This window comes from Streptomyces sp. NPDC036984 (assembly GCF_055607665.1).
Window position 1 is genome coordinate 144,010 of record NZ_JBVJRL010000015.1, and the last position, 25,234, is coordinate 169,243.

General features: G+C 73.4%; 21 protein-coding genes. 9 read left to right on the plus strand and 12 right to left on the minus strand.

Translation table 11 applies throughout. The annotated features are described in order from the left end of the window. Positions 1-92: 92 nt before the first annotated feature. From ACZ7DL_RS25980 to ACZ7DL_RS25990, 3 genes are all read right to left on the minus strand, one after another. Positions 93-602, minus strand: coding sequence for an SRPBCC domain-containing protein (locus ACZ7DL_RS25980; RefSeq protein ID WP_470777484.1), 510 nt, complete (start codon positions 600-602; stop codon positions 93-95). Positions 603-698: 96 nt separating this feature from the next. Then, entirely contained in the window at positions 699-1,514 is an 816-nt protein-coding gene (locus ACZ7DL_RS25985) for an SAM-dependent methyltransferase (RefSeq protein WP_470777486.1), read from the minus strand. Positions 1,515-1,576: 62 nt separating this feature from the next. Further along, positions 1,577-2,452 (minus strand): helix-turn-helix domain-containing protein, encoded by an 876-nt coding sequence (locus ACZ7DL_RS25990; RefSeq protein WP_470777488.1) that lies wholly within the window; start codon positions 2,450-2,452, stop codon positions 1,577-1,579. Between the two features lie 1,374 nt (positions 2,453-3,826). On the opposite strand from ACZ7DL_RS25990, the gene ACZ7DL_RS25995 reads away from it, so the two are divergent. The 3 genes from ACZ7DL_RS25995 to ACZ7DL_RS26005 all read left to right on the plus strand — a co-directional run bounded on the left by ACZ7DL_RS25995 (position 3,827) and on the right by ACZ7DL_RS26005 (position 6,604). After that, on the plus strand, positions 3,827-5,104 hold the full coding sequence (locus ACZ7DL_RS25995) for a phosphatase PAP2 family protein (protein ID WP_470777490.1): 1,278 nt from the start codon (positions 3,827-3,829) through the stop codon (positions 5,102-5,104). Positions 5,105-5,307: 203 nt separating this feature from the next. Next, positions 5,308-5,670 carry a peptidase inhibitor family I36 protein gene (locus tag ACZ7DL_RS26000; RefSeq protein WP_470777491.1) on the plus strand — a complete coding sequence of 121 codons (363 nt, stop codon included), beginning with the start codon at positions 5,308-5,310 and terminating at the stop codon, positions 5,668-5,670. 355 nt (positions 5,671-6,025) lie between these two features. Next, complete coding sequence (locus ACZ7DL_RS26005) at positions 6,026-6,604, plus strand: GNAT family N-acetyltransferase (RefSeq protein ID WP_470777493.1); 579 nt, start codon at positions 6,026-6,028, stop codon at positions 6,602-6,604. 82 nt (positions 6,605-6,686) lie between these two features. On the opposite strand, the gene ACZ7DL_RS26010 is transcribed toward ACZ7DL_RS26005, so the two are convergent. Beyond that, entirely contained in the window at positions 6,687-7,934 is a 1,248-nt protein-coding gene (locus tag ACZ7DL_RS26010) for a beta-ketoacyl-[acyl-carrier-protein] synthase family protein (RefSeq protein ID WP_470777496.1), read from the minus strand. 107 nt (positions 7,935-8,041) lie between these two features. Beyond that, entirely contained in the window at positions 8,042-8,725 is a 684-nt protein-coding gene (locus ACZ7DL_RS26015) for a lysophospholipid acyltransferase family protein (RefSeq protein WP_470777498.1), read from the minus strand. Positions 8,726-8,853: 128 nt separating this feature from the next. Between ACZ7DL_RS26015 and ACZ7DL_RS26020 the strand changes: the two genes are divergently transcribed. Both ACZ7DL_RS26020 and ACZ7DL_RS26025 read left to right on the plus strand, forming a co-directional pair. Then, complete coding sequence (locus ACZ7DL_RS26020; RefSeq protein WP_470777500.1) at positions 8,854-10,137, plus strand: cytochrome P450; 1,284 nt, start codon at positions 8,854-8,856, stop codon at positions 10,135-10,137. A gap of 35 nt (positions 10,138-10,172) precedes the next feature. Continuing rightward, entirely contained in the window at positions 10,173-11,810 is a 1,638-nt protein-coding gene (locus ACZ7DL_RS26025) for a peroxidase family protein (RefSeq protein ID WP_470777502.1), read from the plus strand. Here ACZ7DL_RS26025 and ACZ7DL_RS26030 read toward each other — a convergent pair. Both ACZ7DL_RS26030 and ACZ7DL_RS26035 read right to left on the minus strand, forming a co-directional pair. Next, complete coding sequence (locus ACZ7DL_RS26030; RefSeq protein WP_470777503.1) at positions 11,738-12,133, minus strand: hypothetical protein; 396 nt, start codon at positions 12,131-12,133, stop codon at positions 11,738-11,740. The genes ACZ7DL_RS26025 and ACZ7DL_RS26030 overlap by 73 nt on opposite strands. 36 nt (positions 12,134-12,169) lie before the next feature. Continuing rightward, positions 12,170-14,440, minus strand: a complete 2,271-nt coding sequence (locus ACZ7DL_RS26035; protein WP_470777505.1) for an alpha/beta hydrolase family protein — start codon at positions 14,438-14,440, stop codon at positions 12,170-12,172. A 128-nt stretch (positions 14,441-14,568) separates the two neighbouring features. Here ACZ7DL_RS26035 and ACZ7DL_RS26040 point away from each other — a divergent pair, with 128 nt between their 5' ends. Further along, the gene (locus ACZ7DL_RS26040) at positions 14,569-15,564 is read left to right on the plus strand and encodes an acyl-CoA desaturase (RefSeq protein ID WP_470777506.1); all 996 of its coding nucleotides are present in this window, start codon (positions 14,569-14,571) and stop codon (positions 15,562-15,564) included. Here the strand turns inward: ACZ7DL_RS26040 and ACZ7DL_RS26045 are convergent. From ACZ7DL_RS26045 to ACZ7DL_RS26055, 3 genes are all read right to left on the minus strand, one after another. Further along, on the minus strand, positions 15,546-16,295 hold the full coding sequence (locus ACZ7DL_RS26045; protein WP_470777508.1) for a bestrophin-like domain: 750 nt from the start codon (positions 16,293-16,295) through the stop codon (positions 15,546-15,548). The genes ACZ7DL_RS26040 and ACZ7DL_RS26045 overlap by 19 nt on opposite strands. Positions 16,296-16,342: 47 nt before the next feature. Then, complete coding sequence (locus tag ACZ7DL_RS26050; protein ID WP_470777510.1) at positions 16,343-18,058, minus strand: hypothetical protein; 1,716 nt, start codon at positions 18,056-18,058, stop codon at positions 16,343-16,345. Between the two features lie 209 nt (positions 18,059-18,267). Beyond that, a complete protein-coding gene (locus ACZ7DL_RS26055; protein ID WP_470777512.1) occupies positions 18,268-18,726 on the minus strand; it encodes a flavodoxin family protein in 459 nt (152 codons plus the stop codon). 96 nt (positions 18,727-18,822) lie between these two features. Between ACZ7DL_RS26055 and ACZ7DL_RS26060 the strand changes: the two genes are divergently transcribed. Together ACZ7DL_RS26060 and ACZ7DL_RS26065 are read left to right on the plus strand one after the other, a co-directional pair. Continuing rightward, entirely contained in the window at positions 18,823-19,464 is a 642-nt protein-coding gene (locus ACZ7DL_RS26060; protein ID WP_470777514.1) for a class I SAM-dependent methyltransferase, read from the plus strand. Positions 19,465-19,550: 86 nt separating this feature from the next. Then, on the plus strand, positions 19,551-20,252 hold the full coding sequence (locus tag ACZ7DL_RS26065) for a lipoprotein (protein ID WP_470777515.1): 702 nt from the start codon (positions 19,551-19,553) through the stop codon (positions 20,250-20,252). Positions 20,253-20,267: 15 nt separating this feature from the next. Here the strand turns inward: ACZ7DL_RS26065 and ACZ7DL_RS26070 are convergent, their stop codons facing one another. Together ACZ7DL_RS26070 and ACZ7DL_RS26075 are read right to left on the minus strand one after the other, a co-directional pair. Further along, positions 20,268-20,900, minus strand: coding sequence for a GNAT family N-acetyltransferase (locus ACZ7DL_RS26070; protein ID WP_470777517.1), 633 nt, complete (start codon positions 20,898-20,900; stop codon positions 20,268-20,270). A gap of 149 nt (positions 20,901-21,049) precedes the next feature. After that, complete coding sequence (locus tag ACZ7DL_RS26075) at positions 21,050-23,140, minus strand: DUF1996 domain-containing protein (protein ID WP_470777519.1); 2,091 nt, start codon at positions 23,138-23,140, stop codon at positions 21,050-21,052. 360 nt (positions 23,141-23,500) lie between these two features. Between ACZ7DL_RS26075 and ACZ7DL_RS26080 the strand changes: the two genes are divergently transcribed. Then, positions 23,501-25,222 (plus strand): C40 family peptidase, encoded by a 1,722-nt coding sequence (locus ACZ7DL_RS26080; protein ID WP_470777520.1) that lies wholly within the window; start codon positions 23,501-23,503, stop codon positions 25,220-25,222. The last annotated feature ends 12 nt before the right edge of the window (positions 25,223-25,234 follow it).

Here is a 25,234-nt window from a genome sequence, read left to right on the forward strand (position 1 = left end):
AAGACCGCAATTCCCGCGCCACGGTTCCGCTTCTTTTGACTTTCTTTCCCGACGATTCCCGGCAGCCGAGCCACGGAAAGGTTGTGCCGAATTCAAGACCCGATTCCCGCGCCTTTCGGCCATCCCGGTTCAGCCGGTGGGCGACTCGCCCCCTCGACCACCCGGGCGAGCTGGTCGAGGGCCGTGCGCGTGCCCAGCTCGTTGTCGTCGCGGGGAATGGGGTCGGGGACGCCCTCGTGCCGGATCTCCACGTCGGTGCCGCCGCCGGCCGCGGTGAGCGTCGTCGTCATGGTCATGGTCGCGCGCAGGGCGTCGTCGCCGGTCTCGAAGGCGAAGACCTCGACGACCAGCTCTCCGGGCACCAGCCGGGCGAAGTGGCCTTTGTAGGTGTCCGTGCACCCGCCGGACTTGCCGGCGCCGGCCGGGTCGTCGTAGATGAGGGAGATCCGGAAGGAACCGCCCTCGCGGACGTCGAAGGTGTGCACGCGGGCGGTCATGCCGGCCGGGACCCGCCGGACCACGAGCGCCTCCGGGTCGGTGAGGACCCGGTAGACGGCGTCCGGGGGTGCCTGCACATGCCGGGTGACGCAGGTGGTGTACACGAGCTCACACTAGCGGCCGGGACACCGCCCCGGCCCGTCGTACGACGGGGCGGGGCCGGGGTCCGGGAGGTGGGTCGGACCCCGGCCCCGGGTCTGTCACGGCTTGCGGGCGACCGCGCCGTACATGGCGATGTCCTCGTCGCGGACACCCTGCTCGCCGCTGCCGTCGGGGTGCCACTTGTGCACCTGGACGATGCCCGGCTCGACCAGGTCCAGGCCCGCGAAGAATTCGTGGGCCTCGTCCAGGGTGCGCAGCCGCATCGGCATGTTGCGGGCCGCGTACTCGCGGGCGACGCGGCCCACCTCCTCGGGCGCGAACTCGGCGGTGCCGATCGACATCGCGAGATGGCTGCCCGACGGGAGCGGCTCCAGCAGCCTCCGTACGACACCCACGGCGTCGTCCGCGTCCAGCATGAAGTGGACGATCGCGATGACGGTGAGAGCGACGGGCCGGCTCAGGTCCAGGGTCGCGCGCAGCTCGGGCGCGTCCAGGATGGCCGCCGGATCACGGAAGTCGGCCTCGATGTACGCCGTCCGGCCCTCGGGGGCACTGGCCAGCAGGCCCTGCGAGAGGGTGAGCACGATCGGGTCGTTGTCGACGTAGACGACCCGGGAATCGGGGGCCACGGCCTGGGCGATCTCGTGCAGGTTGGGCGAGGTCGGGATGCCGGTGCCGATGTCCAGGAACTGGCGCATGCCCGCCTCCTCGGCGAGCCAGCGCACGGCACGGTTCATGAAGTCCCGGTTGGCGCGCATGTGCACCGGGAGCGCGGGCCACTCCCGGGACATCGCGTCGCCCGCCTCCTTGTCGGCGGGATAGTAGTCCTTGCCGCCGAGTATGTAGTCGTAGATGCGGGCGGAGTGGGCGTTCTCGGTGTCGATCCGGTCGGCCGGCCATCCGTTGTCGGGCAACGCCGTGTCTCCCATTCGGGTCGGGGGTCGGGGGGCTTCGCGTCGGCGGGTGCGTGTGCCGGTCACCACTCCTCGCGCAGCGTGCTGAGCAGGGTCTCGGTCCTCCTGGCGGGCGCGGCCTGGGCGCTCAGCCGGTCGAGGGCTTCCCGGTAGACCACGACGTCGTCGGCCTTGTCCAGGTAGGCGGCCCCGACGAGCCCGTTGAGGCAGGCGATGTCGGGCAGTTCGCGGGCCCGGAACCGGAAGAGGTGGAAGGCGCCGGCCCGCAGGGCGGGATGCGGCCCGTTGGCGAACGGCATGAGCTGCACGGTGACGTGCGGCAGCCGGTTGACCTCGATGAGGTGGCCGATCTGCGCGCGCATCACCTCGGGTCCGCCGACCGGCCAGCGCAGCACGGTCTCGTCCATCACCACCCACAGCCGCGGCGGTGCCGCTCTGGCCAGCAGCTCCTGGCGGCGCGTGCGCAGCGCGACCCGCCGTTCGGTGGCCTCGGCGGACGCGTGCGGATGGGCCGCGGTGAGCAGGGCGCGGGCGTAGTCCTCGGTCTGGAGCAGGCCGTGCACGAACTGGTTCTCGTACGCGCGGATCTGGAGGGCCGCCTGCTCCAGGCTGAGGTAGGCGGCGAACCAGTCGGGCATGACGTCGCGGTAGGTGTGCCACCAGCCCCGCTTGTTGGCCTCGCGCACGGACTGGAGGAAGGTGTCGATCTCCTGCTGGTCGGTGACGCCGTAGACCTGGAGGAGTTTCTCGGCGTCCGCGAGCCGCAGCCGGGCCACCTTGGCGGCCTCCATGCGGCGGATCGTGGAGTGGCTGACCCCGATGGCCGCGCCCGCCTCGTCATAGCTGAGGCCGGCCCGGGCGCGCAGTTCCTCCAGCTGTCTGCCGAGGATCATGCGCAGCACGGAAGGGGCGCCGCCCCAGTCGGTCTCCGTGGTCACGCCCACCCCCTCGTGTGGTCCCGGTTCACTCTCGCGCGCGATCGCTTCGCCACCCATTCGATCACGTTCTGGCGGATGCAGCATGCACTTGGCCACTTGCAATTTTCAACTTGCCGGTTGCGGGTCGTGGTTGCCGGGTGCCAGAGTGGACTCACTGCTCCGGCTGACTCAAGGAGCAGGCGGCGCGGCCGGCTTGCGGGAGACAAGCCGCCGGCACGGCCTCCCCGCAGGTGGTGCGACGTCTGCTGCCCGAACGGCCGGCCCGACGCCCGCACTCCTCACCCGCGAGGCCGGACGAAAGGCGCACGGCGATGGCTCCGCCCTCCCTCCCCCGACCGCGTGACGATGACCGACCGCGGAAACTTCACTCGGGGCAGGGCGAATCGCTGCCGACCGCGGTGCCGCTTCTGCACCGCGCGGCGGACGAGGGCACCTTTCACGACCGGGTGAACCAGCACGACCGGGTGACCGAGCACGACCGGGTATGCGATGGCAGGCACGCTCCACGCCGTACGGCGAACGCCGTGACTCCCGGCCGGAGAGCGGACCGTGGACGGCCTCCGCACCGTGCGGCGCACACCGTGGCCCATCCCGGCCGAATACCGGCCGGCGGGCAGCCACCGCACCGGCTGCCGGCCCGGGCCGGCGCTCGCCGAACCGCCTGACGGACACCGGCGAGGTAGGACCGCTTCCGCTCGGTCCTGCGCGGCATCGATGCGCCGACCCGCGGCGGAGGTGACACGCCGGTACCAGGCTGCTCCGCTCGCTCCGCCGGGCGGCACCGTCATCCACCCCAGCCGGCGTCACCCCCGCAGACATCACCACCACGGACCGTCCCTCACCCGTCCGAAGGACCGCCATGCACCACTCCCCCCACGCCTCCGCCCCCGCCCCGGCCGCCGACCCGTCCTGGACCGGCACCCGCCCCAAGCCCGGCTCTCGGGACCGGGCCGCCTGAGCGGTACTTCTCAGCAGCCCTGCCGCGCCGGCCGGTGCGGCACCGCCAGGTAGGGTGCCCGATGGCACTAGAGGGGGCGGAGTCCATGAAGCGAGCGGGCGTTGCGCCGAGGGGCGGCGGAGCTATGGCAGTGGCCTCGCATGCCCTTCGCGAGCGCGTGACCGCCGCGGTTCGCAATGAGCCGGGACCGAGCCACCGGTCCCCTCCGAGCCGGTGGATCCGCTCGTCGCCTCTGTCGGCGCGCCGGGAATTCGAGCACCGAACTCACTCAGCAAAACCGACTCGTTCAATCAGCATCTAGCAAATCGGCCGAACAATTGATACCCAGATCAACGCGGGCCTTTCCGCGGACAAACGGCAGAACCGGGTTCGCCGCATGGCGTCAGCCGCGGGCGATACTGTGGGCCACCGCTTCTGTGGTGACCCTCGGATTCCTCATCGCGCTGGAGATCGCCGCGCGGCGCTACGGCCTGCCGGGGCCGATCACCAACCAGGTGCGTGAGGCGGCATTCCCTCCCAAATCGGGTTTCCTTCTGTACGCCAGCATGGCGTTGATGATGGTGGTGCTCACCTGGCGGCAGCGGCTCATCGCGGCTGGTGTCGCGATCGGCTTCGACATCGTCTTCTTCCTGGTGCGATGGGCCGCCGGCATCGAAATGACCCCCGGCCACCCCTTCGGCAGCGGCGCGTTGTGGGTCATGCTGGGTTGTGCGGTCATCGCTGTCACGCGCCGCACGGGCCGGGAACGTGCCCTGCTGCTGAAGGGCGTCGGGCTGGGCCTGCTGCTGGTGGCCGGCCGCAAGACGGGCGACACCTGGCTCCTCATCACGTCGAGAACTCGCCCGTCGGTGCTCGACCAGTACGTGGCGACCGCCGATCACGCGCTGGGCGACCCGTCGTGGGTGGCAGGCCGGATCGTCAGGGCCACCGGTCCGATCGGCGCCCATGTCCTCGACTACGTCTACGTTCAGCTTGCGGTGTTCGCGGTCGTCGTCGCGCTGTACCAGCTACGGCACGTGGCGGTCGAGCGCCGCTTCCCGGCCCACCATCTGGTGCGCACCTTCCTGGTGATCGGTCTCCTCGGGCCCGGCATCTACATGATCTTCCCGGTGGTCGGACCGGTCTTCGCCTACGGCCCGGGCGCCTCCGGCACCGGCGGCCTGCACTGGGCGGTGGCCAATCTGTGGCCGCACACACCGCCGCCGCTCACCATGCCGCACCCGATGACATACGACGCGATCACCCCCCGCAACTGCATGCCCAGCCTGCACACAGCGTGGGCTACCGCCATTTTCATCCATTCCCGCAAAGGCCCCCGCGTGCTGCGATTCGCGGGCACCTTCTGGCTGATCGCCACGCTCGGCGCAACGCTGGGATTCGGCTACCACTACGGCGCGGACATCATTGCCGGCGTGGTGTTCACGCTCACGATCGAGGCAGCACTGCGCTCGCTCGCACGCGGCTGGGACCGGTCGGGAATCCACCTGGTCGGCCACGGCGCGACGGTCTTCGCCGCGCTCTTGCTCTCCTACCGCTTCCTGCCGACGGAGATGGCCGCATACCCGTGGATCTTCGGTCCGCTTCTCATTCTGGCGGTGGCCTCGGTGATCCACCGCTACGTACGGACCACCAGGGTGTGGGAACCACAGGCTCCCCCGGTGCGGCAGCCGGAACCGCAACCCGAACCGGCGTAGGTGCCGGCGGGGTGGGCTCGGCATGCGTGGCGGCCGGCGGGTGATCCGAGTGCCGGACGGCCTCCCGACGATGTCCCGGACAGGCCGCTGAGCAGGCCGGACAACGGTTCCCCTGTCCGGGACGAAGCGATGCCGTAGCGGTGCCCCCGAGGGACTGCCAGCGTCTTGTGACACCGGAAGTCCACCTACCGAGGGAGACACTCATGGGCACGTTGCGCGCCGCGCTCACCGCCGCCTCGCTGGCCACCGTTCTCGGCGCCGCGGGCATCTCCGCCGCTTCGGCGGGCCCCGCGGCCACGGGGTACGACCGCTGCCAGGAAGGGAAGTTCTGCTTCTTCAGCAATTGGGACGGCATGGGCAGCATCTGCCAGGCCGTGCCCCCCGTGGACGAGACCGTCGCCAAGTGCGGCGCATGGGTCGCCAGCCACAACGCCAAGTCGGCTTTCAATCGCACGACCGGCGGCCCCGTGAACGTCTACGCGGGCACCAACTTCACCCAGCGCAAGGGCTCGGTGGCGTACCGGGGCAATCTCATGGGCAGCTACAAGATCCGCTCCTTCGACTGACAAGACACACCCCCGCTGCGCCCCGCACCCTCGCCGGTGCGGGGCGCAGCGGCCTGCGCGGACCGTGTCAGCCGGCCATGGCATCGACAAGCCGCGCCTCTCCCGCGTTCCCGCGCACCCACTCCCGCATCCCGCCCGTACGCACTCCCCCACCCCCTCCCGCAGCCCGCCCCGCCACCCGCTAGATTCTCCGCCGGTGCGGGCCGTCCGCATCCGAGGGCGGTGTGTTCGGCACCGCTCTGGTGTTGGCCGCACGTGCCGTTCCGCCGGGGGTTCCATGGTCTGGTCGCTGATCCGCCGTCGCCGGGCCGCGTCCGGACTGCCGAGGCCGGGGCGGTGCACGCCCGGGCGACACGTGCTGGCCACCGAACGGCTGCTGCTGTTCACACCGCGGACCCGGCTGGACGTGGCGGCGGCGCTCGCCGCGAGCGCGGACGCCGAGGCGCAGCGGTGGCTCGGCACCCTGGCGGACGAGGTGCTGCCCGACCCCGGTGTGCGCCGGGCCCTGCTGGCCTGGCGGCCCGCCGGTGAGGACGGCCGGCGCATCCCCCCCGATCTGGCCGAGCCGTACGCGCCCGATCCGGACGACCCGCTTCTTCTGGTGTGCGTGCGCCGGTCCGACCTCAGTTACGCCGGGGCCCTCGAACTTCAGCACCTCACGGGCGAGATGGGCGGTTGGCTGGCGCCGGACCACCGCGGCCGGGGCCTGGGCTCGGAGCTGTTCCGCGCGGGCGTGGAGCTGGCCCACACCCATGTCGGCCTGGTCACGGTGCGGGCCGGGGCCGAGCCCGGGAACACCGCGAGCCGACGGTCCCTGGCCGGCGCGGGCTTCGTCCCCGACAAGGGACCGCCCCGGCACACACTGCCCGACGGCCGGGTGATCGACGCCATGTGGCACCGGCACGACACCACGACGGCGGCCCGCTGCTGCTGAGCGGGCAGGCCCTGACCGCGGGCGCTCCGGCAGGCCGCGCCGGGCCGGGGGCGGCGCGCCCCGCAGTCCGCTCCGGCCGGGCCTAGTCGACGGTGGTGAAGGCGAGCACGGCGTTCTGGCCGCCGAAACCGAAGGAGTTGCTGACGGCGGCTCGTATCCGGTGCGGGCGGGGCGCCTTGACGACGACGTCCAGGTCCATGGCGGGGTCGAGGGTGTCGAGATTGGCGGTGGGCGGGATCAGCTGGTGGCGCAGGGTGAGCACGGTGCAGGCGGCCTCGATGGCCCCGGCGCCGCCGATGGCGTGCCCGAGGGTGCCCTTGACCGCGGTGACGGGCGGGGGCCGGTGGAAGACCCGGTGCAGCGCGTGGTGCTCGGCGGCGTCGCCCTGCGGGGTGGCGGTGCCGTGCGCGTTGACGTGATCGATGTCCTCGGGGGCGAGGCCGGCGTCGGCGAGGGCGGCGCCGAGGGCGCGGGCGGCGCCGTCGCCGTCGGGGTGCGGGGCGGTGAAGTGGTGGGCGTCGCAGGATGCGCCGAACCCGGCGAGCAGGGCCTCGAGCCGTGCGCCCCGGGCGCGGGCGTCCTCGGTGCGTTCCAGGACGAGGACGGCGGCGCCCTCGCCGAGGACGAAGCCGTCGCGGTCGCGGTCGAACGGGCGGGAGGCGGCGTCGGGGGTGTGGGCGCGGCGCGACAGGGCGCGCATCTGGGCGAAGCAGGCGGCGGTCATCCGCAGCCGGGCCGACTCGCTGCCGCCGGCCAGGACCAGGTCGCAGTGGCCGGACAACAACCAGTCCCGGGCCAGGCCGATCGCGCTGGTGCCGGAGGCACAGGCGGTGCTGACCACCATGTTGGGGCCGCGCGCGCCGAGGTCCAGGGCGATCTCGGCGGCGGCCATGTTGGGCACGCTGCGCGGCAGCGCCAGCGGGGAGACGCGTTCGGGGGTGTGGTCGGCGAGCCGGTCGAACTCGGCCTGCCAGCCCTGCATGGACCCGGTGCCGACGCCCATGACCACGCCGACCCGGGCCCCGTCCCAGGAGCCGGCTGCGAGCCCGGCGTCGGCGACGGCCTCGCGGGCCGCGAGCAGCGCGAAGGCCGTGAACCGGTCCAGCCGGCGGGCCAGCCGGTGGCCGAGCCGGCCGGCCGCGTCCAGGCCGGGCACCTGACAGGAGAAGGCGACGGGCAGGCCGGCCAGCGCGGAGTCGGCGGTGGCGGTGGACCGACCGGCGCACAGGCCCGCCCAGGCCGCGTCCCGGCCGACGCCCGCCGGGGTGACCAGTCCCAGTCCGGTGACCGCGACCGGGGCTCGCCGTGCGCCTGCTTTCACCTGCTGCATGAGGCGTGATTATCCGTGCCGGGCAGCGCGGCTTCGGGCCGCCACAACCCGTGCGGCCCAGGTCGGCGGGTGCTACCACCCGGATGCGCGAATCGGACCGGAGGAGGTCAGCGCTGCCCGGCGGGCAGGCGGCTGCCCCCGTCGCTGCCCTCCAAGGCGCGGACCGCGCTCGACCAGGCCTGGGCGAGCGCGTTCTCCAGGTCGTCCAGCGGGCGCTCGGACGTGTCGAGGCGGAGCGCGGGACCGAAGTGCACATGGACACGGGGGCGGCGCAGGGGCGCGGTGGCCCAGCCCGCGAGCTGCTTGGCGCGGCTGCCGGAGGAGACCCTGCGGGCGCCCGCGTGCCCGACCGGGATCACCGGGACGCCGGTGGACAGCGCGAGCCGGACGACCCCGGACTTCAGGCGTCCGGGCGGGCGGTCGTGGGAGGCGCGGTAGCGGGGCAGGCCGCCCTCCGGGTAGATGAGCACCCCGCGTCCGGCGGCGAGGGCGTCTGCGGCGTGCCGGAGGGCGTCCGGGGCTCGGCGGCTGCCCCGGTGCACCGGCACATGGCCCTCCCGGGCGAGGACCCGGCCCAGCAGGGGCACCCGCCACAGCCCGGCGGTGGCGAGCACGGCGGGCCGCTGGCCGAGCCGGTGCAGGGTGCCGATGAGCAGCACCGGGTCGAAGAACGAGGTGTGGTTGGCGGCGAGGACGTACCCGGTGCCGGACGGCTGCGCCAGCTGCCCGGCACCGCTCACGCTCGTGTCGCTGAAGACGGGCACCAGGGCCCCGGCCCATGCGGACAGCATCGGGCACTCCTCTCCGCCTAGTCTCCTGGGGCCGGTCCTCGCCGGCACCGCGCTCGCGCGTACGACCGTACTGCCCCGAATGCCCGTTTGACGTGCAATGCTCCCGAGCCGGTGGCTGAATGGCCGTCATGGACTTTCTCGCCGCGTACGACGCGATCCCGGAGGACGACGTCCCGCAGCGGGTGGCCTTGCTGCGGCAGACCATGGCGAGCGGCAAGGCGTCCCTGTTCGCCGAGCTGCGCGCCCACCGGCCGGTGTTCAGCACGCCGGTCGGGGTGTTCGTCACCCGGCACCCCGACGTCCTGGAGGTGCTGTCGACGCCCGGGACGTTCACCGTGGGCGTGTTCGGACCGGCGCTGGAGGATGTGCTCGGCGCGCCCTTCATCCTCGCCCGGGACGGCGCCGACGTGCACTGGCGCGAGCGCGGGTACGGGCAGCTGGTGCTCGCCGCGGAGGACGCGCCGCGGGTGCGGAAGCTGACCGCGCGGATCGCCGACGAGGTGCTGGACGAGGTGATCGCCAGGGGCACGGACACCTTCGATCTCATCCAGGACTACGCCCGGCTGGCCGCCGCCCGGGTCGCGGTCGCCTACCTCGGGTTCACCGGCGTCGAGGAGGAGACACTGCACTCCTGCACGCGCCGGATGCAGTGGGCGTTCGCCATCAACCCCGAGCGCGATCCGGAGATCCACGCGGCGGGCGTCACCGCGGGCCGGGAACTGCACGACCGGGTGGCCGATTTGATCGCCCGCCGGCGGGCCGCACACCCCGCGGACGGCCCCGACGACGTCCTCGGCCGGATGCTGGGCACCCGGCTGCCCGCCGAGTACGGCTTCGACGACGAGCGGGTCAACGCGAACCTGGTCGGTTACTTGACGGGTTATCAGCAGAACGCCACCCAGTGCACGGCCACCGCGCTCAAGGAACTCGCCGTGCGCCCCGAGGCGCTGGTCGAGGCGGAGCGCGCGGCGGGTGAGGGCGACCCCGCCCGCTTCGACGCCTTTGTGTGGGAGGCGCTGCGGTTCCATCCGTTCGTGCCGGTCACGCCCCGGCTGTGCGTGCGCGACCACATGCTGGCCGCGGGTACCCCGCGACAGACCCTGATCCCCGCCAAGAGCGTGGTGCTGGCCTGCTTCGCGTCCGCGATGTTCGACGAGGAGGTGCTCGACTCCCCGGCCGAGTTCCGGCCCGGACGCCCGCCCGCGCACAACCTCGTTCTCGGCTACGGCGCCCACGACTGCGTCGGCCGGTACGCGGCCCAGGTGATCGTGCCGGAACTGGTGCGGCGCGTGCTGCTGCGCCCCGGTGTGCGCCCGCTGCCCGGCGGTGAACGCGACCTGGACTACGCGGGCACCCCGTTCCCGCAGCACTACCTCGTGCGCTCCGGCCGCACGGCCGTGACCACGACCTGACCGGGGATCCGACCCGCGACCCGACCGGAGGACCCATGACCGTCACGTCTCGCTCGCTCCAGGCCCGGACCCTGCGGTGGACGGGGCCCCGGGACCGGTCCCGGGACGGCCTGCGCAACCGCTTCGAGACGCACGCGCTGACCCACTACGGCCCGGCCTGGCAGGCGGTGCAGCGCAGCCGGTGGCTGCACCGGCGGCTCAACTCCAAGCTGACCGACCTGGCGGTGCTGAAGGCGCCGCCGCGCCCCAACCCGCTGAGCACCAAGGCCCCGTACACCTCCTGGGACTCCCTGACCGACCGCTCCTGGGTGGGCCGGCACCTGCCGCCGGTGGCCGAGGTGCCGACGGGTCTGCCCGCGCCCGAGCAGGTCGCCGAGCTGTTCCGCCGCGAGGGCGAGGGCCGCTGCTGCGCCCGGTCCTCGGCGCTGCTGCCGGCGTTCGCCCAGTGGTTCACCGACGGCTTTCTCCGCGGTCACGCGGCCACCGGCGACCCGCGCCGCACCGACTCGCCGCACACCCTGGACATGTCGCAGCTGTACGGCGACCGCGAGGAGGTCACCGCGTGCCTGCGCACCTTCGCGGGCGGCCGGCTGAAGAGCCGGATCATCGGCGGGGCGGAATTCCCGCCCGCCCTGTGCGCGGACGGGAAGATCACGGACGAGTTCCGGGCGATCAGACCGGTCCGGTTCGACGAGGTGCCCGAGCAGTTCGTGGACACCCTGTTCGCGTGCGGCGGGGAACGCGTGCACGCGCACATCGGGCCGATGGCGATGAACGTCCTGTTCCTGCGCGAACACAACCGGGTCGCCGGCGTCCTCGCCGACGCGCACCCGGACTGGGACGACGAACGCCTCTTCCAGACCACCCGCAACACGCTGATCGTGATGATGATCCGGGTGATGCTGGAGGAGTACATCAACCACATCACCCCGTACCACTTCGACTTCGTCCTCGATCCGGTCCGCACCGACCGCGGGGTGTGGCACCGGGAGAACTGGGCGACGATCGAGTTCAGCCTCGTCTACCGCTGGCACAGCCTCATCCCGTCGACGTACACCATCGACGGCCGGGAGGTGCCGCTCGCGCAGACCATCGCCAACGGGCAGCTCGTCCTGGACCGGGGCCTGGGCCCGCTGTTCGAGGACCTGTCCCGGCAGCCGGCGGGTCTGGTGGGCCTGTTCAACACCGACGAGCTGCTGCTGCCGCTGGAGGCGCACAGCGTCGCCGTCGGCCGCGATCTGCGGCTGGCCTCCTACAACGACTACCGCGCCTACTACGGCTTCCCGCGGATCACCGACCCGCGGCAGATCTCCGGCGACCCGCGGATCCAGGAGGCGCTCCTCGACCTGTACGGCGACGTGGACGCGATCGACCTGTACGTCGGAATGTTCGCGGAGGAGCCCGAGCCCGGTGCGATCTTCGGGCGGCTGCTCGAACGCGTCATCTCCGTCGACGCGTTCTCCGAGGCGCTGAACAACCCGCTGCTCGCACCCCGGCTGTTCACACCGGCCACCTTCTCCCCCGAGGGCCTGCGGATCGTCCGGGAGACGCGCTGCTTCTCCGACCTGGTGCACCGCAATCTGCCGGAGGACAAGGCGCGTTACTTCGTGTCCCTCGGCCGGAGTGCGGCGGACAGCCGGAGCGCGGCGGACACCCGGGCCGCGACCCGCTGAGCGGACCGCGCGCCATTCCCCGCCGAGCCGTCAGTCCCCGCCGAGCGGTCCGCCCCGCGGACGCCGTCCCCGCCCCGCGCGTGGGCGAGCAACGCCTCGGCGGCGGTGCGCAGTTGCTCCGCCGCCGTGGTGCAGGCGACGGCCTGCTGCTCCAGGGTGGGGCGGCTCCACTCCGGCGCCGCCGGGCAGCCGTCCAGCGTGGCCGCGGTGGCGCGCAGCCGCCGGGCGTACTCCTCCATCAGGTCGGCGTCCGACCGCAAGGTGCCGACGCGGTCGAGGAGCGCGGTGTCGGACGACGTGAGGTCGGGGGACTGGGTCACCATGGCGTGCTCCCACGGGGGCTGGGTGGTGCGGGGTCTTCAGCGCGGCAGGACGGCTCCGGCGCTGCGGTGGAGCATGAACTGGGGGCAGGTCAGGACGAACAGGGGCCGGGCGGTGTCGATGCCGAGCCGGCGCAGCTGTCCGGCGAAGGGTTCGGCCGCCGCGGTGTCCAGCCGCAGCCGGACGCGACCGCCGGCGTGCAGCCGTAGCCTGCCGTGGGCCCGGACCAGGGTGCGGACCGTGCTCTCGCCCCGGCGGCCGTAGAGGATCCAGTCGGCCTCGGGGCAGCGCACGCCGGGGCCGAGGCGGCCGTCGACGGCGACCCCGAGGTCCGGGGAGCGCAGGCCGAGCTCCCGGCCCATCAGATCGGCGTCGGCGGACATCCGCAGCGCCGGCTGGCCCCAGATCTCCTCGGCGACGACCCGGGCCTCCTCGCTGCTGACGGCGAGGGAGAGGACGTGACGGCCGGTGCGCCGCAGGTCGACGCGGCGCAGCAGGTCCAGGGCGACGTCGTAGGGGCGGGGCCGCCACAGGTCGTCCACCAGCACGGACAGGGTGATCTCGGTGTACGGGCCGATCGTGGTGCAGCGGTGCTCGTACAACGACAGCACCGCAATGGCCCGCCCGCCGAGCCGGCTCGGTGTCATCCAGGTGACGTCGGGCAGCAGGCCGCGGGCCGTGTCCGCGTCGACGGGGAAACACAGGTGAGCGGCGGAGGAGTCGTAGTAGCGCACCGGCACGTCGACCGGGCCCGCCGTGGTGGGCACCGAGGTGGTGGGCAGGGTGAGGAAGGGGTAACCCTCGGGCGGGTTGGCGCGGTCCTTGAGCTGGTAGGCCTGGGTGCGCACGACGGGGCCCCGGTAGGGGGTGAGCGCCTCGTCGACGCGCTCGCGGGCCTCGGGGATGACGGTCCTGAGGTGCTCGATGTACTCGTGCAGCATGTGGCACAGCGGGAACTCGTGGCTGGGCCCGGTGTAGTCGACCTCGTACCAGCCGGGATGCGGGTCGAAGGCGGAGCCCGCGCCCCGGCCGTCCAGGACGGGCACGACGTCGTGCTGGTTGGTGATGCCGGCGACCCAGGTGCGCGGGTCGGCGGGCTTCTTGCTGTCGACCGGGGAACCGACGGTGACGACGTGGGTGACCCGGTAGCTGCGGCAGAACTCCTCGTCCTGGGCGAGGTTCATCACCGCGATCCCGCCCTCGCTGTGCCCGATCAGCGCCACCTCGGCGCCGCGCGGGATGCCGTAGTCGTCCAGGGCGAGCAGGATCGAGCGGGTGTACGGCGAGTCCGTCATGAACAGGTTGCGCCAGGCGCCGATGAAGTCCTGCGGGGAGTCGTTGCGGGGGCGGCCGGGTGCCATGCCGGGAGCCTGGACGACGTAGCGGACCACGCCGTCCGGGCCGCGCACGTTCTGCACCAGGATCCGGCCGTCGGTGGAGAGCATCTCGATGTTCCGCAGAAAGCCGAGGAAGGAGCCTTCCGTGGCGATGACCTGTCGCTCCTGGTCGGTCAGGTCGATGGCCTCGGCGGCGCCCTCGCCCTTGTCCATGCCCGCGAGATGGGCGGCGCTGATGCCGTGCAGCGGGTCGGCGGACAGTTCCCGGCCGGCGGCCAGCGCCCAGCCGGTCTCGTCGTTCTTCGGGTCCTCGTCCAGCAGGGCGCGGATCGCGAGGAGTTCGGCCAGCAGCGGGGCCAGCCCGGACAGCGCGCGCTGAGCCCCCTGGTCGCGGAACAGGGCCCGCAGGGACCGTACGGCCTCCAGGTCCCGGTCGGCGGTGACGGCCTCCATCAGCCGGCGCATGCCGGGATCGCGCACGAACTCCGGGTGGTCGACCAGCACGGCGGCGATCCTCAGCCGCAGCGAGGTGACCGCCACCAGCGCGGCCAGGCTCTCCCGGCCCAGCACCTCACCGGCCGCGCCGAGCACATGGCCCATGCCCTTGGGAGCCACGATGGCCGAGCCGCCCAGGCCCTGCTTGGTGGTCAGGGCCCGCAGCAGCGCCCACCGGGCGGCGAGGCCGGTGCGGGGCCGGCGGCGCGCGGAGGCGGACAGGGCCGGGTCGAACAGCGCGGCGCTGGTGCGCGTGGACACCGCGCGGATGCCCTCCGCGACGTCCACCACGTCCCGCGCGCACCGGCGCAGCAGTTCCCTGGCGTCCTGACCGTCCGGCGCGAGCCGTCCCCGTGCGGTGCCGTCCGCTCCCATCCGGCGCTCCCTCGGCTCGACGACATGGGTCGGGGCCGCGTCGACGGGCGCGGCCTCGCTCTCATGGTCGGCCAGGGCGACCGGGCCCGCACCTTCATCCATCCAGGTAGAGGATGCCCACCAGATGCCGTGCCGCCCGCCGAGCCTGGGCTTTCCGGGCAGCCGGCTGCCACATAATCGCCGCACATGACCCCCTGCACTCCCCCGCTCCCCTTCGCGGGAGGCACGCCGTGACCGCGTCCGCCGAAGGCCCGGAGGGCCTGCGGGCCCCGCTTCCCGACACCGTCCCGGTCGGCGTGCCACTGCGCACCGGCTATCTGCTCACCCTCGTGATCGGTCCGCTGACCGTCCTGGCGCTGGCCCTGCCCGCCGCCCTGGCCGGAGGCTGGGGGCCACGCTGGTACGACGGGGTCCTCGGCGCCGGGATGTACGCGCTGTCCATCATGGGCATCACGGCCGGCTACCACCGGCACTTCACCCATCTGTCGTTCAAGGCGAAGCGACCGCTGAGGATCGCCCTGGGTGTCGCGGGCGGCCTGGCCATGGAGGGCCCGGTGACCATGTGGGTGGCCGAGCACCGGCGCCACCATCAGCACGCGGACCGGGAGGGCGACCCGCATTCGCCGTGGAAGTACGGCACCACCCGGCGCGCGCTGCTCAAGGGGCTGTGGCACGCCCAGGTCGGCTGGTTCTCCTCCTCGCCGGTGCGCTCCAACTACCCGCGATACGTCCCCGATCTGCTCGCCGACCCGGACGTGTGCCGCCTGGACCGCTGCTATCCGCTGGCCATCGCCGTCTCCCTGGGCCTGCCGCCCGCGCTGGTCCTCGCGGTCGCCCAGGACTGGCACTCCGCCCTCGTCACCTTCTTCTGGGCGAGCCTGGTCCGGTACGCCGTCGTCCATCACGTCACCTGGTCGGTCAACTCCGTTGCCCACGCGTTCGGTGCGCGCCACTACGCCACCCGCGACCAGTCCCGGGACGTGCCCTGGGTGGCCCTGCTGACCTTCGGCGAGGGCTGGCACAACCTCCACCACGCCGACCCCAACAGCGCCCGGCACGGCGGGCTGCGCGGCCAGCCGGACCTCACCGCATGGCTGATCGCCCGGTTCGAGCGGTGGGGCTGGGCGTACGACGTGCGCTGGCCGGACGAGCGGCGGACCGCCGCCCGGCTGCGCGCGGAGGCGGACGCCCGGCGCGTGCCGCACGGTCAGCTTCCCGTGAAGTAACGGGTGAACGGGGTGAAGTCGACGGCGAACATGCCGTTGAAGGGCTGGTTCAGCTCGTAGACCAGCAGCACGGTGAAGGTGATGAGCGCGGTCAGGCCCATCACCATCACCACATGGGGAAAGCTCCGGCGCACCCCGAACATGAACATGAACGCCACGGTGAGCACACCGCCGACGACCAGTCCGAACCACAGCACGGGTGACAGGGTGTCGGCCACGTCCGCCTCCCGGCCGCGCCGGGCGTCGTCCAGGGTGCTGAGCTGGGCCAACGTCTCCTGGAGCGTGGCCTGCTGGACCGGGGAGGCGTCCGCGGGGACCTGGCCCGCCGCCCGGAGGTCGTTCAGCAGCTCCCAGCCGCGCCGGCCCGGCGGCTGCCCCTCGGCCATGGCGGGCCACTCGGCGGACACGACGTGGTGCACATACGCGTCGACGGCGTCCCGGGTCCGTACGCCCTCCAGCGCCGGCAGCCCGGCGGACAGCAGCCGGATCTGGTGGGCGGCGCTCGCCTCCACCTGCACATGTCCCACCGCGCCGGACCGGGTCTCCCACACGGACACCATCGACAGACCGAGAACGAGGGCGTAGAGCACCCCTACCATCATCGAGATGTATTCGGCGACGTCCTCGCGGGGTTCCTCGTCCGGGGCGGGGGGCCACCAGCGGTGCCGGATCACCACGATACCCGCGGCGACCAAGGCGATCCCCAGCACGACGGCGAAGGTCTCGATCATCGGCTCGCTCTCCTGTCGTCTCGATGTACTCGGTGCATGAGCGGGGCCTACTTGCCGATGCGCCGCGAGCCGAGGAGGACGGCGGCGAGGACGGCGGGGATCAGCATCAGGAACAGCACGACGAGCAGGCCGAGCCCGGTCGGACCGCCACCGGGCCGGATGAACCGGGCCATGATGGAGGTGTTGGGCGACCTGCGGGGCGGGGTGCGGGGACGCCGGGCCGGGGGACGACTCGGCACGGTGGACCGGCCGCCGGTTGACTGCCCGCCGGTTGACTGCCCGGTTGGGGACTGGCCGCCGGTGGACTGCCCGTTTGTGGACTGCCCGCCGGTCACCTGACCGCCCGTCGTCTGACCGCCCGTCGCCTCGCCTCCGGTGGCACCGCCCTGGCCGGCCGAGGCGCCTGCGGCAGCGTCGGCGGTGCCTCCGGCAGCCGCCGCACCACCACCGGCGACCGCCGCCCCTCCGGATGCCGCCGCTCCCCCGGCCGCCGCTCCCTCAGCCGCTGCTCCCCCGGCCGCGGCCGCTCCCCCAGCCGCCGCTCCTCCGGCCGCCGCCCCGTCACCCGCCGTGGCACCCGCGGCTGCGCCCGCTGCGGCACCGGCTCCGGCCGCGGCGCCCGCTCCCGCCGCCCCACCGGCACCCACTCCCGCCGCCGCGCCGGCGGCTGCTCCGGCACCCGCGGTCGCGGTCCCGGCTGCCGCACCCGTGCCCGCGGCCGTACCCGCCGCGGCCCCGGTGCCGGCTGCCGCGCCCACCACTCCGGTGGTCGTACCCGAAGCCGTGCCGGGCGCGGCCCCGCCGGGCGCGGGTGCGGTCGTCACAACAGGTGGCAGGGGCGGGGGCGGCGGGAACGTGACTCCGGGCGGCAGGGGCAGCACCGGCGGGGCGGGGGGCGCGGCAGGCGGGGGAATGGGAGGGAGAGGCGGCTGGACCGGAGGCGGTGTGAGGGGCGGGGGCACGGACGCCGGTGGCGGGGGCGGCGGGGGTGCGGGCGCGCGCAGCGAGAACGTGCCGGTCGCCCGGGCCGTGAGCAGGGGCGGCGGCTCCAGGCAGCCGTCCGGCCGGAGGGTGCTGATCCGGTCGCTTCCCGTCACGTTTCCCTCGCTGAGGTACCCGCCCGGGGGCCGCTGCACGGTCGCCACGCACCGCGCCGAACCGCCCGGTTCCAGGCTCGGGACGGTGTCGCCACCCGCCGCGCAGACGATGGCGGGCGGCTGGAGCACCGGGTCGGTGAGATGGAGGTCGAACACCGTGCGATCGCCGGTGTTGGTCACGTCGTAGAAGACGGTGGCCCGGCCGAAGGCGATGGCCCGGCCCAGGATTCCGGTGCCGGTGACGACCGTTTCGGAGAGTGCCGGCTGTCCGCCGACGCCGGCGTATCCGGACCGGGCGACGGCCCGGGACTCCGTACCGAGGGAGGGAACGCGGCCGACGGCGGTGACGTCGGTGATCCAAGTGCCCGGGCGTGCGGTGGACCAGGCGGTACAGGTCGCCGACTCGAGGCCGCGGAGCATGGGAATGTGATCGCCGCCGGGGCAGCGGATCGCGGTGTCCGGCAGGCCCGGGTCGCTCACCCGCACGTCGTACAGGTCGGCCCCGGTGCGGTTGATCAGCCGGTACGCCTTCACCAGCGGGCGGCCGACGCGGATGCCGGGGTGGGTCGCCTCCGTGCCCGGCCTGGTGTCGACAGTGACCTCCAGGGCGAGCCCGTGGCTTCCCGCGCCGTCGGCGACGGCTCGGCCCACCGGTGCGCCGGACACGGCCATGAGCAGCGGCAACACCGCGGGGAGACGTGAACCGAGGGCCCGCCAGCACCTCCCTAACTGTCCTATGAGCACACAAAAAGGACTAACAGAGGGGCCACCGGGCACGCTTCGGTCCACGCCGGTCACCGGGTGTGGCCGTACGAAGATCACTCCGGTGGCCGCGCGAGGATGCCGGGCTCCTCGGGCGCCGGCCGCCGGGCCGCTCAGGCGTCGGGCATCAGGCCCGCCGCGACCGTGGCGCCGAGCTCCCAGCATGCCTGGATGTCGGCTTTGTCCGGCTCGCCGAGGACGGTCACCGGCTCGGCCGCCCGACGCCAGCCGAGTCCGGTGGTGACGGTCTCGACGGCGCGGACGGCACCGGTGACGTCGTTGCCGCCGTGGACGTAGAAGCCGAAGGGGCGGCCCCGGGTCTCGTCCAGGCAGGGATAGTAGATCTGGTCGAAGAAATGTTTGAGGGCGCCGGACATGTAGCCGAGGTTGGCGGGCGTGCCGAGCAGGTACCCGTCGGCTTCGAGCACGTCGGAGGCGGTGGTCGACAGGGCCGCCCGCCGTACGACGCGGACGCCCTCGATCTCCGGTGTCGTGGCGCCCGACACGACGGCTTCGAACAGCGCCTGGCAGTGGGGCGAGGGGGTGTGATGGACGATCAGCAGGGTAGGCACATGCGGCACCCTGCCGTGCGTCCGCCGCCCCTGGCAAACGGGCGTCGTGCACACCGGGGCCGGGACGCGCCGCAGTGGAGGACGGGAGGAGTCGCCGTGACCGACGAGGACCGCCGGGCGCCGGCCGCCGCGGTGTTCGACGCGCTGGGCCTGGACTACGAGCAGGCGTTCGCCGGCTCCGCACCGCACCGGGCCTCGCTCGGCCGGCTGCTGGAGCTGCTCGCGCCGGGCAGCCGGGTGCTGGACGTCGGCAGCGGTACCGGACGGCCGACCGCCCAGACGCTGGCCGGGGCCGGCCACCGCGTACTGGGCGTCGACGTCTCCCCGGTCATGGTCGAGCTGGCCGCCCGGCAGGTGCCCGGGGCCGAGTTCCGGCTCGCCGACATCCGTGAAATGCCGTTGGCGGAGGCTTCGTTCGACGCCGTGTGCGGGTATTTCTCGCTGCTCCAGATGTCCCGCGCCGAACAGGCGGCGGTCGTGGCGGAACTGGCCCGGGCGGTACGGCCCGGCGGCCTGCTCGCCCTGGCGACCGTTCCGCTCGACGTGGAGGACGCCGAGGGCGTCTTCATGGGGCAGCCGGTGCGGGTGACGAGCTTCACCGCCGAGGCGTTCACCCGGCTGGTGACCGAAGCGGGCCTGACGGTGCTGACCGAGGAGCAGGCGGTGTTCACCCCGGCCCACCGCGATGCGGTACCCGAGCCCCAGCTGTTCCTGCTGGCCCGGCGTGAGGCGGGGTGACCCACGGGCCGGTGCACGGGACGCGCGGTCGGCGTTGTCGGTGCCCTCGGTTACAGTGACGGCTCTGAACCGAAGGGGAGACAGCAGTGCAGGTCAGGGTGGGGGCCGTACGCGGCCGAGCGGTCGTGGCGGTGGCACTGGTGGCGGTGCTCGGCGGATGTGCGCAGTCGACGGACGGCGACGGGAAGAAGCCCGCGAGCAGTGAGAGCGCGGGGAGCAAGGGCTCAGCGGGCAAGGACGCGGCCGCGGCCGCCGGCGGCACGACCGGCGCCGCCGGGTCCGCGTGCGAACTGCCCGTCAGCTTCAGCCTGGCCAAGCACTGGAAGGCCAAGGCGATCCACGCCGAGAAGGAGCTGGGCAAGGCGTCGAAGGGCGAGGACGGCGACCTGAGCGGGGCGCTGGCCGACGCCTTGCTCCGGCAGGGACCGGTCACCACGGCCTGCGAGATCGACGCCAAGCCGGCCGGCAACATCGGCTTCCTGCGCGTGTGGACCGGCAAGCCCGGCGATGCGGACGCGGGCAGCGTGCTGCGCGCGTTCGTCGCCGCCGAGGACAACGTCAGCAAGGAGAAGTACCACTCCTTCAAGACCGGCGGCGGCCTCTCCGCGGTGGAGGTGGAGTACCTCTACACCAGCAAGCTCCTGGAGGAGACGAAGAAGGAGAGCGCCTTCGCCGTCAGCACGCCCGACGGCCCGGTCGTCCTGCACCTCGGCGGCATGGACACCGAGGAGCACGAGGAGATGCGGCCCGCGTACGACCTCGCCAAGCGGACCCTGAAGCTCACCTGACGGACGCGGCCTCGCTCAGTCCCGGGCCGTGGTCCGGCCCAGGTAGGTCAGCGGGCCGGCGTCCGCGACCGGGATCTGGTGGAAGCCGACCCGGTCGTAGAACGCGCGAGCCGCGGTGTTGGCGGTGACCATGCCCAGATGGACCGCCTGGACGCCCTGTCCGCGCAGGGCGTCCAGGAAGGTGTGCAGCAGGCGACGGCCGTGTCCCCGCCCCTGCCGGCCCGGCAGGAGGTCGATGTGCAGGTGGGCGGGGTAGGCGGCGAGTTCGGGCAGGAGCATCCGCTCCGGGTGATGCAGCAGGCGGATCATCTCCTCGGAGGGCGTGCGGGGCGGCGCGGCGGGCGCGGGGTAGCGGCCGTTCAGCCGGGGGATCCAGCTGCGCCGGAAGTCCTCGACGAAGCGCGCGGTGTCCGCGGTACCGACGATGTATCCCACGGCCCGGCCCGTGCCGTCGTCCAGCACGAAGGCGAGGCCGGGCTCGAAGTGGCAGTACGGCTCGGCGAATATCGACGGCATGAGGCGCGGGTCGGGGTAGATCGCCCGGGAGTCGCCTCCCACGTGCGCGGTACGGACGCAGACGTCGGCCACGGCGGCGCGGTCGCCAGGACGGTAGGGCCGGATCACAGGAGCCTGATCGAGGGACGGCATGCATCGCATCCTCGCCCGGTTGGGAGCGCTCCCACAAGGGGGTGGGCCGACAGACGTAAGGCGGCCACCCCTTGGGAGGGTGGCCGCCGTGAGCGAGCGGTCCGGGGACGGTCCGGTCCCCGGCGTCGCAGGCCGTCGTGGGGACCCGGTCAGTAGCGCAGGCGCCTGGCCCGGAGCAGCATGAACAGGCCCGACAGGGCGAGCAGGGTGCCGAGGGCCGCGGGCCACAGCTGGGCCCCTGTCTCCGCCAGGCCGCCCTGGGCCGCCTGGGGTTCGGTCTTCGCGGCCGCCGTCGGGGCGTGTCCGGCGGCGGCTGCCTGGCCGGACGCGGAGGAGGCGGACGCGGACGGGGCCGGCGTCGAAGCGGCGGGTGCCGAACGGGCCGACGTGGTGGACCGGGGTGCGGCGGACGTGGCCGACGGAACCTTGGCGTGCGTGCCGTTCGTGCCGTGTGTGCCGTGCGTGCCGTGCCTGTCGTTCGTGCCACGCGTGTCGTTCGTGCCGCGCGTGTCCTGCGTATCTTGCGTGTCGTGCTCGGCGGTACGGGCCGGTGCGGTCGTCGCGTCGAGCCGCGGTGCCTCGCCGCCGTAGGAAGCCGAGGGCGTCGGCGCGGAGGTGACGCTCCCGTCGGATCGCCCGGCTCCGCCGTCACCGGGCTCGGTGGCGGTGCCTCCGCCGGTTTCCTCGTGGCCACCGTCACCGGGCTCCGTGGGGGCACCGCCCCCGGGCTCCTCGTCGGCGCTGTCACCGGGCGCGGGCGTCGCACCGGATCCCGAACTCGCCGTGGGGGTGGGCGTCGTACCGGAGTCGTCTGCGGTGGAGCCGCAGGTGCGGCCGGAGTTGATGCAGTCGACCATCTCGCGCATCAGGTCCTCGTCGAAGACGTTGATGAAGTCGCCGTGGTCGGTGACGGGCTTGTGCAGCTGCTCGGGGAAGGAGTCCACCGCGAACAGCGGGACGGTGCGGCCGCCGTCCTCGAGGCTCGGCGCGGCCACGTCGTAGACGATGCGCTGCACCAGCTGCGGTATGGGCCGGAAGCCCGCCGGGCAGGAGCCGTCGGCGGCCGCGAAGGCCACATGGGTGCGGTGGTTGGCGCTGTCGATGTTGCGGCCGTCCCAGCAGCTCTGGAACCGGAAGGTACGCACCACGTCGCTGTCCGGCGGGCACAGCGGGTACTTGTCCTTCAGCTGCCGGTCCTCGTAACCGGTGCAGCTCCAGGACGCGTTGGCGTTGCCCGGCCCGTTGACGAACGCCTTGGCGTCGCCGGTGATGATGCGCAGCAGGCGCGGCATGGCGGTGACCTCACCGCGCGGGTTGCCCGCGAAAGTCAGCGTCACCTCCTTGGGCGTCACGATCTGCCCCGCGTTGCCCTCCGTACCGCCACCCGGCGCCCCGGCGTCCCGCTCCTGGGTACCGTTCTGGAGGCGCAGCACCGGCCAGTAGTACGAGGACTTGTCACCCTGGTCCGCGCAGCTCGTGCCGGCCTTCGCCAGGTCGTCGTCGCTCGCGAAGGCGTTGTTGGCCTGGTTGCCGACGTAGTCGTGGAAGTGGTGGGCGCCGTTGGAGACGCCGGGAGCCACGATGACGTTGTCGGAGTTGAACAGGCCGCCCGCGTTGACCCCGCAGTCCGAGGTGAAGGTGCCACGTGAGGCGCCGGCCTGCTGCGGCGGGGCCGGCGCGTCGGGCTGTACGGCGGTGATGTCCGCGTAGTCGGAGACGACGGGCCCGTTGCCGCCCTGGCCCGCGCCGTTCTGCGCCTGGCCGGTACCGGCCTGCCCCTGGCCGGTACCGCTCTGGCGGCCGCCGTCGCCCGGGGTGCCGGTGGGCTGACCCGTGTCACCGGGGCGCAGGCTGCACGCGGCCAGGGCGTCCAGGCCCTGGGGGCGCTCCCCCGCCCGGTCGATGGCATCGGTGATCCGCCCGATGGACGCCGACCGCTTCTCCTTCAGCGGGTCCATGATCGTGGCGGCGGAACCGGTGTCCTGGCCGCTCCGTCCTGCCTGCTGCAACTGCCGGTACGCCGCCGCGGTCTGCTGGTCCAGCTGGGCGAGTTCACGGTCCACGTCCGCACGGGCCGCGTCCGGCACGGCCGTCAGCCGGCTGCCGACGTCGGGGCAGTCGACGGTCGCCATGCCCGTGGTCAGGACGTGTCCGGTGGAGTCGGTGCCGGATCCGTCGCCCCAGCCCTCGCTGGCCGAGGCGTAGACGTTCGCCGCGACGAGCCCGGTCCCGCCCAACATCAGGGCGACCGCTGCGAGGGTCGCGCGTCGTGCGCCGGTCGGGCGTCTGCGCCTGTTGCGTACCAAGGTCGTCCCCTGTGTGTGATCGCCGGTCGGGCATGGAGTTCCCCGGGCTCATACGGAGGGCGGAGCCGTCGTGTTCAACAGCTTCGCGAATTCACCGGGATCTCACAGGAAACTATGGCCTCCCCGCCTTCCCCGTCGAACGCGATGCCGAACATCACGAATACGTATCGGACATTTCACCTGTCAACCTTCACACGGAGTACACACGTTGGCTAGGTTGACGCGAGGCCGCCCCGGCTCAGCCCCGGCGAGCCGCCCAACTGCCCTGCGGGGCAAGGAAGGAGCACGTCTTCCATGGCGCCGGAGAGCCGCGACGAGGTGCGACAGCGGATCGACTCCCTCTACGACCAGGCCGAGAACGCCACCGGGAACTTCAACGCGACCCGGGCCATGGCCGTCCGGACGCGCTCCCGGGGCGTCCCGTTGGCCAAGCGGGCGGGCCGGCGCGGGGATCCGGCGCTCGACGAGGTCGCCCGGCAGTGGTTCGAGGGGGCGCGCGCCAAGCTCGGCCCGACCGTCCCCGCCGTCCTGCCCGCCGGCCGGATGCCCGAACGTCCGGCCACTCCGGCACGCTCCGGGGACCTGAGTCGGAGCGGGAGCGACGGCCTCGCGGGCGGCACACGGGAGGCCCTGGAACCGGGCCCGTCCGCGCGGGAGCCGCTGGCTTTGGAGCGGAGCGCCGACCGCGCGGTGGCGGAGCTGCCGGCCGGGGGTGCGGTGGCCGCGCTGCCGACCGGTGGCGCGGTGGCGGAATGGGCGACCGGGGGTGCGGTGGCCGGGTTGGCGGCGGGCCGCGCGACGGGAGAGGCTCCGGCCGGCCATGCCGTGGCCGAGCTGCCGGTGGGGCGACCGGCGCCGGATCCGGCGGACCGGCCGCAATCGACGGGCCGGCCACAACCGATGGCACTGGACGGCGGGCCCATGGCGCTGCCCGGTGCCGGAGCGCCGCAACATGCTGTCCGCGCCTTGGAGTTGCCGGCGGGTCGGGCGGCGGCGGATTCGGTGGACTGGCCACAACCGATGGCTCTGGACAGCGGACCTCTGACGCTACCCGGTGCCGTAGCACCGCAATCCGCCCTCCCGTCCCTGGAGTGGGCCGACCGGAGCGCGCCGGAGCCGATGACGCCCGGCGGGATGACGGATCCGTGGGCCTTCGGGGGCGGGGGGCCGGCCGGTGGCGGTGCCGCCGAGACGGCCCTCCTGCCGGTCGCCGCACCGCCCCACGCCCACGACAATCCGGTCTCGGCACCGAGGACGCTGCCCGGTGCCGGAGCGTCCGGCCGCCTCTCCCCCGCCACCGCCAAGGCGCGCAGTCGGCGCAAGCTCACCGCCGCCGACGGCATGCTCACCCGGTACACCGCGCAACTCACCGGCGCCACTCCGGCCGTTCGACAGGCGGCGGGTGACGCCCCGTCCGCCATGGCCGTTCGGCAGGCGCCGACCACCGACGTCCTGCCCGCCACCCTGACCTCGGCGACCGACACGGGCGCACTCCCGTACGCGGCACCTCCCGCACCCGTCACCGACACGGGCGCCTTCCCCCTCCCGGTCAGCCTCGACGGGATCCTGGCCCCGCCCGCGACGACCACCTTCACCGGTGCCCCGGCACCCGCGACGACCACCTTCGCCGGTGCCCCGGCGCCCGAGTCGCCCCGTGCCCTGCGCGCCGCCAAGGCGATCGCGTTCGCTCGGGCGCAGCTCGGGAAACCGTGCGTGTGGGGTGCGACCGGGCCGGACTCGTACGACTGCTCCAGCCTCACCCAGGCCGCCTGGAAGGCCGCCGGGGTCGAGCTGCCGCGCGCCGCGCACGAGCAGGCACTCTTCGGCACCCCGGTCACGGCGGCCGGGATCGAGCCCGGTGATCTCGTCCTCTTCTTCGACGACGACCGGCATGTGGGTCTCCACGTCGGCGACGGCATGATGGTGCACGCCCCGGGACCCGGCTCGTCCATCCGCGAGGAGTCGATCTACGGCGCCGGGGAGTCGGCCATCCACCGGATCATCCGTCCGGCCTGACCGCGACCGACA